Source organism: Paenibacillus sp. Y280 (genome assembly GCF_056786335.1).
On sequence record NZ_JBXCIW010000003.1, the window covers coordinates 149,380 to 162,220 of the forward strand.

A 12,841-nucleotide genomic window follows, 5' to 3' on the forward strand; every position below is an offset into this window, starting at 1 on the left:
AAGACCCATAGTATGGGTCTTTTGCGAAGTTTAATGGTTGAATTAGTAGCCGCCGAAGCCGCAGCTGCATGCGATAATCACCAATAAAATGAATAGGACCAAAATTGTACCTAAGTTTGTAAAAGCTCCACCAACGTAACCGGACATTTTTTAGGTGCACCTCCTTACGTGTTGAATACATTATAGGTTATGCGGGCTAATCACTCATTGATTGGGTGTTTGTCATAGGGCAGGCAGGAGTGGGGAGGAAAAATTACATTATTTGTGAAGAAAAATGAATCGAATGCCGAAAGATACACAATAAAAATAAATAGCAAAGAAGAGGCTGAGTCGACTATGCTTGCGCATATCGGATCAGCCTCTTCTTTATGTACGTTTACTTGCTTTAATGGATATCCCGGAACAGTCCGATGACTTTGCCTAGAATGGTTACATTTTGGAGTAAAATCGGCTGCATTGTGGAATTTTCCGGCTGCAGGCGAATGTGATTTTTCTCCTTGTAGAACGTCTTGACCGTTGCTTCGTCATCCTCAGTCATTGCAACAACGATTTCTCCGTTATTAGCTGTTTGCTGCTGACGAACAATAACGTAATCTCCATCGTGAATACCGGCTTCGATCATACTCTCGCCCATGACATTCAAGATGAATACGCTGCTGTCACCTACAAAGTGTGAAGGAAGAGGGAAATACTCTTCGATGTTCTCTGTTGCGGTAATAGGCACACCCGCAGTAACTTTACCAACGATAGGTACTTTGGCAACGGAAAGGGGGATCATGCCATCCACACCTTCTTGATCTAAAATTTCAATAGCACGTGGTTTAGTGGGATCCCGGCGAATTAGGCCTTTCTTCTCCAAGCGGTCCAAATGACCGTGAACGGTTGAACTGGATAACAATCCAACAGCTTCGCCGATTTCTCGAACGGAAGGTGGATAGCCTTTCTCCCGGACTTCATTCTTAATAAATTCAAGAATAGAATGTTGTCGGTTAGAAATCTTCGACACTGTGATCACTCCATTAGTAGGTTTGTAGCAAATTATAACATAGAACCGGAGTTCGTACAAACATAAGTTCTCAAGTACAGAAGTTCGTATTTTTTTGTTGACTCCAAACGTTTGTTCGTGTATTCTAAAAACAGAACAAACGTTTGGGGTGCTGAATAATGATAACTAGTTCAAGTTTTAATAGAACGATACACAAACAAGAAACAGTTAAAACAACGGTGTTTAACCATTTGATCAGACGATTGATGAAGCGCCATGCAGCAAAGATTGTAGTCTGCTCAGCTGTGTTCGCACTTTTATTTACTAGCTTTCTGCTTATAGGAACAGCTGCTTCCGGCAGTTATCCAGCAGAAGCGACAGCTGGAGAAAATATGGTTATCGTGCATTCGGGTGACACACTTTGGGAAATCGCTAAGCAATATACCGATGGCAAGCAAGATATTCGATATGTCATTTATTTGATTAAAGATCGCAACAACCTGCAATCCTCGGAAATTATGCCAGGGCAAAAGCTAATTATTCCTAGCATTTAATTTGAGAGTCATTTACAATTAATAGAATTGTTTCATCATATACATAGCTTTCTGAATCAAGTAGATCAATGGAATCTACTTCTTTTAGAAAGTTTTTTTGTGTGAACTGCAGGGTTTTCCCTAGGTAAGTTCGTCTATTGAAGGGGATTGAAAGGAGAGGCTGAATTGTTACGTGTTGAAGAGCTATCCCATTCCTTCATGAATGGGAACGAAGCGACTGCTGTACTGCAGCATATTAGCTTTGATGTACATAAGGGAGAAATGATTGCGCTGTTAGGAAGCTCCGGCTCTGGCAAATCTACGCTGCTGAACTTAATGGCCGGCTTAATGAAGCCTACAGAGGGGCAAATCTTTATTGCAGACCACAATATCGTTACGATGAACGAAAATCGGTTGGCTGAGTTTAGACGAAAGCATATCGGGTTTATTTTTCAAGCGTATGAGCTGATTGCCAATTTGACCGTTCGAGAAAACGTCGAGCTGCCGCTCGTGTTTCAATCGATTCATCCTTCTATAAGGAAGAAAAAAGCGCTTGCTTTGCTTGAACAGGTGGGAATTCCGGATAAAGCGGAATTATTTCCATCACAGCTCTCAGGAGGACAGCAGCAGCGTGTCAGTATAGCCCGGTCATTGATCACTGAGCCATCGGTCATTTTTGCGGACGAGCCTACTGGTAATTTGGATACAAAAACAGAAGAAGAAATTATTATGATTTTGAAGCATTTGAACAAATCGATGGATACGACTTTTATCATCGTTACACATGAACGTGAGGTTGCAGCCCAAACGGAAAAAATTATTACGCTGCGGGATGGTTACCTCGTGACGGAGCAGGAAGCCGCTCAAGAAAGATTGCTTGCGGGGGGAACGCAAATTGAGAATAAGTGATATTACACGATTATCTTGGGATCAAGTCAAGCGCAGGAAGGTCGTAACGGCACTTTGTGCGGCAGGTATTTCGATTGGCTGTGCTGCCATAATTGTAGCTATGAGTATAGGCGAATCTGCGCAAATTTATGTCGAGCAGCAGATGAACAGCTATTTAAAAATGGATGAGATTACGGTAACAGCAAATACAGGTGCTGGAGCTGGCAGCAAAACCCCTGCAAATGAAAGTGAAAGCGAATCGCTGAAACAAGGGAAATTGACGCAGCAAAAGCTTGATATTATGAAGAAAATCAAGCATGTGACGGCAGCAGCTCCTTTTCAGCAGCTTGAATATATGGAGCTGACGACTTTAGATGGGCTTGCTTCACAAAATCAAACCCAATTGATCGGTACGGATTTGGAGATGCTTACAGCTTTCGGAAATGAATTCATGCAAGGCGGGCCATCTAATCTTGAGGACATGATTGTGCTTAACTATGGCGCTACTATGGGTCTGATCGATGATATAACCAAACAAAATATACAAGAGCAGCTAAACACGAATCCATATGATGATGCAGTGTTCGAGCAATATCAAAGCTTAAACAGTATTCCAACCGTTTTATATCAGAAGCAAATACAGTTTCGCTATTATTCGTCTGAAGGTCAGGTTCTAAGCAGGCCGCTGCGTGTTGTCGGCGTCCTGAAAAAACCAAGCGGTCTCAAGGATGATCAGATTATGTACGACAAGAAGGGCTACATATCGATTGAGACGGCAGCGCTCCTTAAGAAAGAGCTTAAGCTGCCTGGCGATCAGCAGGAATCCTATAATTCGATTATCGTGAAGGTCGATAATCAATCCAAAATCGAGCAAGTAGAGCGACAGCTTCAAAAGCTTGTCGTGTCAACGCAAACTAATTTATTTCAAAAGGAACGGCTTGCGAATGAATTTAAAATTATAAAAGCAGCCGCACTTGGCATCGGTGTTTTTATTCTCATTATCGCTTCTATTTCAATTGTCGTAGCTATGACGATGTCTACCTATCAAAGGCGAAGACAAATTGGCATCATGAAGGTGCTTGGCGCTAACCTTAGCCAAATTCGAAATATGTTTATTGTAGAAGCAGCGTTGCTGGGTCTGCTTGGCGGATTGCTTGGCGTATTATTTTCATACTGGATCGTATGGGGTATTAATGGTCTGATTACGAACTTATCCGGCGAACAGGATTCGGTCATTATATTTGTTCCTTTATTAACGATTCCAATCGGTATGGCATTCGCGCTTGCCACTGGCATATTTTCAGGAATTTATCCAGCTATTAGCGCATCACGTACAGATGCTCTGACAGCGATAAGACGAGATTAATTTAAAGTTGAAGAAGGAGCATAAAGATGAAGAAGAAAATAAAGTGGGCAATAATTGGTCTTATTATTATCGGCATCAGCTTTGTATTATATAGAATTGGAAATCCATCAAGGCCCGCAGACCTAATGGCAACAGACTCGCAGCCGATTACGTTTCAAGTGACGAAAGAGTCGATTGCGAGTACAGTTGAGGTGAAAGGAAAGTCGCTGTATGAGCAGGAAACGCTCGTATATGCCCCCTTTGGCTCAAAGGTTACAGAGTGGGCAATTGAGGACGGCCAGCAGGTGAAGAAGGGCGATGTGCTGTTTAAGCTCGATCAGACAGCGGTGCAAAACGAGATTTTGCAGGCGGAGGCAGTACTGCATAAAGCTAAACTCGAGGCTGATCTGAATGACTATTTAAGTCAGGTGGATGACGAATCGAGCCCGTTGGAATCTACTGAAGAGGGGCGCAAAAAGGTTTTTGTTAATAAGGAAATAGCTCGCTTGACGAAGGAATTGAATGATGTGACGTCGAGCATTCAAGTGAAGGAGCTGCTTGTGAAGAAAAACAAGCTGAAAGATTCCAGCTTACGCTCACCGGCCACAGGAATCTTTTTATTTGATAATGCCAACAAACGGCCGCAGGCTTTAACAGACAATGAATATGTGGGCAAGGTCGTTGATTTGAACAAATTGCAATTCATTGCGCTAGTTGGGGAACAGGATGTTTTTCGCATCAAGCCCGGCATGCCGGTTCAGGTTAAGATGAATGCGATGAAGGAACTGAAGCTGAAGGGGAAAGTACTGAAAGTATCTAAATTTGCGAAAACAGGAACGGATCAAAATAATTTAAATCAAGCTGCTCAGTTTGAGGTCGTCATCATTCTTGAGCCTAGCGAGTATTTGATAGCAGGTCTGAGCTTGAATGGCGCAATAGAGACTGAGCGCAAGGAAAATACAACTGCGGTTCCATCGATTGCAATCATACGTGAAAAAGACAAGCATTTTGTCATGAAGGATACGGGTAATGGCCAGTATGAGCGGAAAGAAATTATAATCGGCCTCGAAACGCCCGAGCTGACGGAAGTGCTTAAAGGATTAAAAGCTGGCGATCAGGTCGTTCTACAATAATAGCAGTGCTCTAACTCCATAGATTACCGATGAAGCCTCTACGATTCCTTGACAACTGAACGTTGAAAATGTCAAAGTATAGTGTAGAGGTTTTTTCATCATGAGAGGAGTAGAGCAAGCAATGGAATTCTCGGAAATAATTGAACGTATTAACGAGCTGGCTCGTAAAAATAAATCGGTAGGCTTAACCGATGAAGAAACAGCTGAGAGAGATGAGCTGCGCAAGCAATATTTGACTAACTTCAAAAATAATTTCCGTCAACAGCTGGATCAGATTGAAATTGTTGATGATAAGGACAATATCAAGCATTAATGAATGTCAGTTGTACTCATTAAATATCCATGAGAGGGTGTTTAGATGAAATATAATCTGCTTGGCAAAAGTGGACTAGCCGTATCCGAATTATGTTTGGGAACGATGACATTTGGCAATACGACAAGTGAAGAGGATTCAATCGATATGATTGATCGCTTTGTTGATCGCGGGGGCAATTTCCTCGATACAGCCGACGTTTATGTGAGCGGCCGATCCGAGGAGATCGTAGGCAAAGCAATTAAAAACAAGCGTTCCGACATCGTCCTTGCTACAAAGGTGCGTATGACCACTTCGGGTAATATCAACGGAGTGGGCTTATCGCGCAAGCATATTATGGATGGCGTTGAAGCTAGCCTTAAGCGTCTGCAAACCGATTATATCGACTTGTACCAGGTCCATGTGTGGGATCATGCTACTCCAATCGAGGAAACGCTCCGCACGCTTGATGACCTTGTCACTTCCGGCAAGGTGCGTTACATAGGCTGCTCTAATTTCTTTGCATGGCAGCTAATGAAGTCACTAGCCTATAGCGATGCTAGCCGTTATGTGCGTTTTGTGTCCATTCAGCCCCAATATAGCTTGGTAAGCAGACAAATGGATCGCGAGATGCTGTCGCTTTGCTTAGAGGAGAAGGTAGGCATTATTCCTTGGGCTCCTATCGGCGGCGGTTTCCTGACTGGCCGTTACAGCAGGGAAGAGCCGACAGAAGGACGTTTAACCTCTAAGGTAGGGGAGAGCGCATGGGTTAATCGTGCCCTCGATAAAAACTTTGTCATTCTTGATGCTTTGCTTGAAGCAGCGAAAGAGCTTGATAAAACTCCCGCACAGGTTGCGCTCCGCTGGCTCATTCAGCGGGAAGGCATTACTTCACCGATATTCGGCGCCAGCAAATTAGAGCAATTTGAGGATAATATCGGAGCAATAGGCTGGGAGATGCCAAGCGAGGTATGGAATCGTTTGGAGCAAATAAGCGCGCTGCCGGAGGATTATCCAAATCGCTTCATTGAAAAATTCCGCAGACCGTTTGAATAGCTTTTACAATTAGGAGGAATGTCAGCTTGTCACGATCTTGGGAGCGCAAAGTGCGCAAAAACATGAATGTTGTAAACAAACAACGCAAGAAGCAAGGAGATGGTCAAATCGTCTTTAATGCCGAGAAGTCTGAGAAGATCGTTGGGCGTAATTTCATTGCCCCAATCTTATTGATTTTATTTATCGGCATGTACATCATCCTTATGCAAGGCGCAGAGCAATTCAAAATGGATACGATGTTCTGGGTAACCGTTGGCTGTTATATTTTGCTGGCTGCATTATTCTTTTTCCGCAGACCCTACATAACGATTGGCAAAGATTTTGTACAGTCACGCCGTATGACTGGCGACAAACGAATCCCTGTGTCCAACATCAAAGGCATTAGCGTTCAAAAGGGTTATGTGATTATAGAGCAGCACAAAGGCGGAAACTGGGTATTCTCAAAATTGACTAACCGTTTCCCGACTGAAGAAATGGGCGAGAAGCTTAAAGTCTTCGCACAAGCGAACGGCATTTCTTTCTCGCAAAAATAAATAGGCAGGAGAGTTCGATCAACGATGGCTAAACAAGCAGTATTATTTGATTTGGACGACACGTTGCTGTGGGATGACCGCAGTGTAAAGGAAGCCTTTGAAGCGACATGCCAAGCGGCAGCGGCAGCGACAGGGGTAGATCCTAATGAGCTTGAGGAATCGGTTCGCCGTGAAGCAAGAGCGCTTTATGAGTCATATGAAACATTCCCATTTACGAAGCTGATCGGAATCAACCCGTTTGAAGGACTTTGGGCGCCTTTCCGTGAAGGCGAGCAAGAGGAATTCCGCAAGCTAGAGAACCTTGCACCCGGCTATCGCAAAGCAGCTTGGACACAAGGCTTGAAAGCTGTTGGTGTTGATGATGAGGAGCTAGGCGCAAAGCTAGCTGAGCAGTTCCCTGCCGAAAGACGTGCGCGTCCGATCGTATATGAAGAAACGTTCTCTGTTCTGGATGCGCTTAAAGGCAAATACAAGCTGCTTCTATTGACGAACGGATCACCTGACTTGCAGCGAGAGAAGCTGGCAGGCGTGCCGGAACTGATTCCTTATTTCGATCATATTATAATTTCGGGTGAATTCGGGCTAGGTAAGCCAGCCGCATCGATTTTTGAGCATGCGCTTGAGCGTCTTGGCATCAAAACCGATCATGCCATCATGGTGGGCGATAAGCTCACAACGGATATTCTTGGCGCAAACACGATTGGGATGACCTCGGTTTGGATCAATCGCCATGGCGCTGTACGCAATGACGAGATCGTTCCTACTCATGAAATCAAGCATTTAGAAGAGCTGCTTCCGCTGCTCGTCTCTTAAATTATAGCAATAAAAAGCCCCTCGCAGACAGCTTAAGCTGCTAACGAGGGGCTTGCATTATGTTAGAATGACATTAGGCTTTGCTCGATGCAAACTTCTCGTCAGCAAATGGGTGAGCGATCCAGCCTTCTGTTTCGATGAAAAGACGAACAGCTACGATTTGACGGTTTTCCATCAGCGTAAAGAAATGCGGCTTGTACTCCGGAACGGAAATAACATCGCCAGCTTCCAGCTCAACGTCAAAATAACCAACATCGTCAGTACCTTTGATGATGAAGATGCCGCGTCCTGCCGTAATAGCACGAACCTCATCTTCTGTGTGCGTATGCACGTTTTCGAATTTTTTTAGAAGCTCATCCAGGTTAGGGGTAGCATCAGACAACGCGATAATATCCCATGTTTTATAGCCGCGACGCGCAGCCAAATCTTGAATTTCTTCGTCATAAGTTGCTAATATTTGCTGTTTCTCTTCATCGGAGAGTACAAATTTTTGCTGTAAACCTTCTTCTAGCTTCGCTGGATTCCAATGCTCGTAAAGCACCTCTTGCTTTTCTAGAAATGCACGGACAGCTTCTTCACCTTGAATCCGTTCCTCTGTATTGCGAATTCTAATTTCAGCCATGAACATTCCCTCTTTTCCTATAGAAATTAAATGATATAATTATTATAGATCAAAATAAATCGATTGTCGATGGATTTACCTTTTCACATAAAAGGTATTCTGATAAACTATGGGTTAATGATTTTGGGAAGGGTGTAGTAAATTGTCGAAACCGACCATACAACAAATGCTTCAGGAGCGCATACTCATTTTGGACGGCGCGATGGGTACGATGATTCAGCAAGCGAATTTAAATGAGGATGATTTTGGCGGAGCTGAGCTTGACGGCTGTAATGAAATGCTCGTTCTGACTCGTCCCGATGTTATACAATTGATTCATGAGCAGTACTTAGAAGCAGGCGCAGATATTTTGGAAACGAATACGTTTGGCGCTACAAGCGTTGTTTTGGCGGATTACGATATTCCCGAAAAAGCGAGAGAAATCAATTTGGCTGCCGCGAAGCTTGCACGCGATGCATGCGACAAATACAGTACGCTAGACAAGCCCCGTTATGTAGCCGGTGCGCTTGGACCTACAACCAAAACGTTGTCGGTAACCGGCGGCGTAACTTTCGATGAGCTGGTTGAGAGCTATTATGAGCAAGCGCTTGCTTTGATTGAAGCAGACGTGGATGCGCTGCTGCTCGAAACCTCTCAGGATACGCTTAATGTAAAAGCAGGAAGCATCGGCATTCGCAATGCGTTTGACAAGCTTGGCAAAGAGCTTCCGATTATGATTTCCGGCACGATTGAGCCGATGGGCACAACGCTCGCCGGACAAACGATAGAATCGTTCTACATCTCCTTGGAGCACCTTAAGCCGATCTCGATTGGTCTAAACTGTGCGACGGGCCCGGAGTTTATGCGTGACCACCTGCGGACACTCAGTGAAATCGCAAACGCTGCGATCAGCTGTTATCCAAATGCCGGCTTGCCGGATGAGAACGGACATTATCATGAATCGCCGGAATCGCTTGCGAAGAAGATGTCGGCATTCGCTGAGCAGGGCTGGTTGAATATTGCCGGCGGCTGCTGCGGCACGACTCCGGAGCATATTCGGGTTATGGCGGAGACGATGTCTGCGTACGCTCCGCGTACAAAAATGGGTTCGCATCCGAATGCCGTATCCGGCATTGAGACGGTATTTATCGAACCGGAAAATCGCCCGATCATGATCGGGGAACGGACAAATATTTCCGGTTCGCGCAAGTTCAAGCGGCTTCTGAAGGAAGAGAAGTTTGATGAAGCTTCGGAGATCGCTAGGGCGCAAGTCAAAGGCGGCGCGCATGTTATCGATATTAACTTGCAGGATACCGATATCGATGAGGCTTACGCGGTCCATCAATTTTTGCCGCAGGTCGTGAAAAAAATTAAAGCGCCACTCATGCTCGATTCCACCTATGATCATATTATTGAGCTGGGTCTTAAATATTCCCAAGGCAAAGCGATTATCAACTCCATTAACCTGGAGGATGGCGAATCGAAGTTTGAGCAGATTTTGCCGTTGATTCACCGTTATGGTGCGGCTGTCGTTATGATTCTAATCGATGAGCGCGGCCAAGCTGTAACTCGCGAGGCGAAGATGGAGGTTGCGGAGCGATCCTATAACCTGCTGACACAGAAATATAAGATGAATCCTGAGGATATTATTTTTGATCCGAATATGTTCCCTGTCGGCTCGGGAGATCCGCAATACATCGGTTCGGCTGTCGAGACGCTTGAAGGCATTCGGATGATTAAGGAAAAGTTCCCGCTCGCCAAAACGATCCTCGGACTCAGCAACATTTCCTTCGGTTTGCCGGATGCGGGACGCGAGGTGCTCAATTCCGTATACCTGTATCATGCAACAAAGGCAGGCCTAGACTATGCGATCGTGAACACAGAGAAGCTGGAGCGTTACGCTTCGATTCCCGATGAAGAGCGCCGCTTGGCAGAGGAGCTTATTTACAATACGACGGACGAGACGCTGGCTGCGTTCGTTGCCGCTTTCCGCGACAAGAAAGTAGAGAAGAAAGAAAAAATCTCGAATCTTACGCTGGAGGAGCGTCTTGGTTCCTATGTTGTAGAGGGAACGAAGGAGGGGCTCATCCCCGACCTCGACGAGGCGCTCAAAAAATATTCGGCTATGGAAGTCATCAATGGACCGCTCATGCGCGGAATGGAAGAGGTTGGCCGCTTATTTAACGGCAATGAGCTTATCGTTGCGGAAGTGCTGCAAAGCGCAGAGGTTATGAAAGCATCCGTAAACTACCTTGAGTCTTTCATGGAGAAAAACGAATCGTCCGTTAAAGGTAAAATTATTTTGGCAACGGTTAAGGGCGATGTGCATGATATCGGTAAAAACCTGGTTGAAATTATTTTATCGAACAACGGTTACAAAATCATTAATTTGGGCATAAAAGTACCGCCAGAGCAGTTGATCGAAGCTTATCGCAAGGAGAAGGTCGACGCGATCGGGCTGTCGGGCTTGCTAGTAAAATCAGCACAGCAAATGGTCATTACTGCACAGGATTTGCGAACAGCAGGCATTGATGCGCCTATCCTTGTAGGTGGCGCTGCGCTGACGCGGAAATTTACGAAAACAAGAATCGGCCCTGAATATGACGGTCTCGTCCTATATGCGAAGGATGCGATGGATGGCCTCGATATAGCGAACAAGCTGATGGACCCTGAGCATCGCTCGCGGCTTGAGGAAGAAATGGCCGCTTACAAAGCTTCTGGCGGATTGGAAGAGGAAGAGAAAAAGCCATTGCCAGAATTGACGCGTGCCGTCCGTTCCAAAATTTCGCCGGATGCACCTGTGTTTACGCCGCCGGATCTAGACCGTCACGTGCTGCGCGATGTTCCGCTTCCTTATGTTATACCTTATGTGAATATGCAGATGCTGCTTGGCCATCACTTGGGGCTTAAAGGCAATGTCGATAATTTGCTTAAAGAAGGCAATGAAAAAGCGCTGCAGCTCAAAGCAACCGTAGATGATATTTTTCAAAAGGGAACCTCGGACGGTATCGTGAAGACTCACGGCATGTATCGCTTCTTCCCGGCACAGTCATCAGGCAACGACGTTATTATTTATAACCCGGCAGATCCGCTGCAGGAGATCAAGCGGTTCACATTCCCGCGCCAGCAGGTTGAGCCATTCCTATGCCTTGCTGATTTCTTGAAATCAGTGGACAGCGGCGTCATGGACTATGTTGGTTTCCTAGTCGTAACGGCAGGCCACGGCATACGCGAGCTGGCGAATGAGTGGAAGGATAACGGCGATTATTTGCGGTCGCATGCGCTGCAATCTGTTGCGCTTGAAGTAGCGGAGGGGATGGCCGAGCGTGTCCACCATATTATGCGTGACATTTGCGGCTATCCAGATCCAGCTGAAATGACGATGAAGCAGCGCCATGGCGCTCGTTATCAAGGTATTCGCGTATCATTCGGCTACCCGGCATGTCCGAACCTTGAGGATCAAGAGCCGTTGTTCGATTTGATGAGACCGCAGGATATTGGCGTCGAATTGACGGAAGGGTGCATGATGGAGCCGGAAGCATCAGTTTCTGCGATGGTATTTGCCCATCCTGAAGCGCAATATTTTAACGTTGAGAAACTATAGATTATAATGATGAAAGAGCCCTCTGGCGTTCGGTAAAACGAGCTGGAGAGGGCTCTTCGTTTCCATTTACGCAGTAAAAAAGCAGTTGCTAATCGTGAGGTGGTCGAGGTTATGAATATGTGGTTTTTGGGGACAGGTGCCGGCAGACCGTCCAAGTATCGGAATGTGACAGCTGCTGCGCTGCAGCATCCTGAGCCAGGCTGCAGCTGGTGGCTGTTCGATGCCGGCGAAGCCACGCAGCATCAGCTGATGCAAACGCCGCTGAAGCTGAACAAGATGGAGGCTGTGTTTATTACTCATTTGCACGGAGACCATATTTACGGCCTGCCAGGCTTGCTAAGCAGCCGTTCGTTCGATGGCGGAGTGACGCCTGTTCAGCTCTATGGTCCAATCGGCATCAAACGCTATATCGATACGATATTTTCCATCAGCGCTACACAGCTGGACTATGAGCTTGTGATCCATGAGCTATCAGGCGATGAAGGTATTATTTTTGAGGATGATCGGTTTAAGGTAGAGGTTGGCTTGCTTGAGCATCGCGTAATCAGCTTTGGCTACCGCATAACGGAGCGTGATCAGCCTGGCAAGCTGCTTGTTCATAAGCTGGAAGAGCTTGGGTTTGAAGCAGGGCCTTTATACGGGAAGCTAAAGCAAGGGGAATCCGTCACATCGCCAAGCGGAGTAATTGTACGGCCTGAAGACGTTACCGGACCTTCTCTTGTCGGCAGAGTGATTACGATTCTTGGAGACACGAAGCCTTGCGACAACGCCTTTAAACTGGCAATCGGCGCCGATCTGTTGGTGCATGAAGCTACTTTTGCCGCGGGCTTGGAGGAGAAAGCGCATGAATTCGGACATTGTACGACCAGGGAGGCGGCAGAAGCAGCGGCAAAGGCGGATGCGAAGCAGCTCGTTATGACGCATTTTAGCGGACGATACAGTAATGAGGATCTTAGCCAATTAGAGGCGGAGGCAGCATTATATTTTCCACAAGTGAAAGCGGCTACGGATTTTCTCCACATCGAAATTCACCGGGGTTTGCCTAAAGAGTAAAACAA

12 protein-coding genes are annotated in these 12,841 nt (G+C 45.9%); 10 read left to right on the forward strand and 2 right to left on the reverse strand.

Annotation, left to right across the window (positions count from 1 at the left end; all coding sequences use genetic code 11):
* Positions 1-385: 385 nt before the first annotated feature.
* Positions 386-1,006 (reverse strand): transcriptional repressor LexA, encoded by a 621-nt coding sequence (gene lexA, locus AC1TPC_RS05230; protein ID WP_482065795.1) that lies wholly within the window; start codon positions 1,004-1,006, stop codon positions 386-388.
* 158 nt (positions 1,007-1,164) lie between these two features.
* Between lexA and yneA the strand changes: the two genes are divergently transcribed.
* The 8 genes from yneA (at position 1,165) to AC1TPC_RS05270 (ending at position 7,578) form a co-directional block, all read left to right on the forward strand.
* The gene (yneA, locus tag AC1TPC_RS05235; protein WP_482065796.1) at positions 1,165-1,539 is read left to right on the forward strand and encodes a cell division suppressor protein YneA; all 375 of its coding nucleotides are present in this window, start codon (positions 1,165-1,167) and stop codon (positions 1,537-1,539) included.
* A 165-nt stretch (positions 1,540-1,704) separates the two neighbouring features.
* Positions 1,705-2,427, forward strand: coding sequence for an ABC transporter ATP-binding protein (locus AC1TPC_RS05240; protein WP_482065797.1), 723 nt, complete (start codon positions 1,705-1,707; stop codon positions 2,425-2,427).
* Positions 2,414-3,772 carry an ABC transporter permease gene (locus AC1TPC_RS05245; protein ID WP_482065798.1) on the forward strand — a complete coding sequence of 453 codons (1,359 nt, stop codon included), beginning with the start codon at positions 2,414-2,416 and terminating at the stop codon, positions 3,770-3,772. Before AC1TPC_RS05240 ends, AC1TPC_RS05245 begins: the two co-directional genes overlap by 14 nt.
* A 26-nt stretch (positions 3,773-3,798) precedes the next feature.
* Complete coding sequence (locus AC1TPC_RS05250) at positions 3,799-4,884, forward strand: efflux RND transporter periplasmic adaptor subunit (RefSeq protein WP_482065799.1); 1,086 nt, start codon at positions 3,799-3,801, stop codon at positions 4,882-4,884.
* A gap of 100 nt (positions 4,885-4,984) precedes the next feature.
* On the forward strand, positions 4,985-5,197 hold the full coding sequence (locus tag AC1TPC_RS05255) for a DUF896 domain-containing protein (RefSeq protein ID WP_482065800.1): 213 nt from the start codon (positions 4,985-4,987) through the stop codon (positions 5,195-5,197).
* A 45-nt stretch (positions 5,198-5,242) separates the two neighbouring features.
* Positions 5,243-6,232: an aldo/keto reductase gene (locus AC1TPC_RS05260; RefSeq protein ID WP_482065801.1), complete on the forward strand. Its 990-nt coding sequence runs from the start codon at positions 5,243-5,245 to the stop codon at positions 6,230-6,232.
* Positions 6,233-6,258: 26 nt separating this feature from the next.
* A complete protein-coding gene (locus AC1TPC_RS05265) occupies positions 6,259-6,765 on the forward strand; it encodes a hypothetical protein (RefSeq protein WP_482065802.1) in 507 nt (168 codons plus the stop codon).
* Positions 6,766-6,789: 24 nt separating this feature from the next.
* Complete coding sequence (locus tag AC1TPC_RS05270; protein WP_482065803.1) at positions 6,790-7,578, forward strand: HAD family hydrolase; 789 nt, start codon at positions 6,790-6,792, stop codon at positions 7,576-7,578.
* A 73-nt stretch (positions 7,579-7,651) separates the two neighbouring features.
* Here AC1TPC_RS05270 and AC1TPC_RS05275 read toward each other — a convergent pair whose 3' ends face one another.
* A complete protein-coding gene (locus tag AC1TPC_RS05275; RefSeq protein ID WP_482065804.1) occupies positions 7,652-8,200 on the reverse strand; it encodes a 1,2-dihydroxy-3-keto-5-methylthiopentene dioxygenase in 549 nt (182 codons plus the stop codon).
* A gap of 166 nt (positions 8,201-8,366) precedes the next feature.
* On the opposite strand from AC1TPC_RS05275, the gene metH reads away from it, so the two are divergent.
* A complete protein-coding gene (gene metH / locus AC1TPC_RS05280; protein ID WP_482065981.1) occupies positions 8,367-11,783 on the forward strand; it encodes a methionine synthase in 3,417 nt (1,138 codons plus the stop codon).
* A gap of 111 nt (positions 11,784-11,894) precedes the next feature.
* Complete coding sequence (gene rnz, locus AC1TPC_RS05285) at positions 11,895-12,836, forward strand: ribonuclease Z (protein WP_482065805.1); 942 nt, start codon at positions 11,895-11,897, stop codon at positions 12,834-12,836.
* Positions 12,837-12,841: the final 5 nt, after the last annotated feature.

Coding starts and splice junctions, on each gene's coding strand:
- yneA (WP_482065796.1), top strand. CDS start 1,165: ATGATAACTAGTTCAAGTTTTAATAGAACGATACACAAACAAGAAACA.
- AC1TPC_RS05250 (WP_482065799.1), top strand. CDS start 3,799: ATGAAGAAGAAAATAAAGTGGGCAATAATTGGTCTTATTATTATCGGC.
- AC1TPC_RS05255 (WP_482065800.1), top strand. CDS start 4,985: ATGAGAGGAGTAGAGCAAGCAATGGAATTCTCGGAAATAATTGAACGT.
- AC1TPC_RS05260 (WP_482065801.1), top strand. CDS start 5,243: ATGAAATATAATCTGCTTGGCAAAAGTGGACTAGCCGTATCCGAATTA.
- AC1TPC_RS05270 (WP_482065803.1), top strand. CDS start 6,790: ATGGCTAAACAAGCAGTATTATTTGATTTGGACGACACGTTGCTGTGG.
- AC1TPC_RS05275 (WP_482065804.1), bottom strand. CDS start 8,200: ATGGCTGAAATTAGAATTCGCAATACAGAGGAACGGATTCAAGGTGAA.
- metH (WP_482065981.1), top strand. CDS start 8,367: ATGCTTCAGGAGCGCATACTCATTTTGGACGGCGCGATGGGTACGATG.
- rnz (WP_482065805.1), top strand. CDS start 11,895: ATGAATATGTGGTTTTTGGGGACAGGTGCCGGCAGACCGTCCAAGTAT.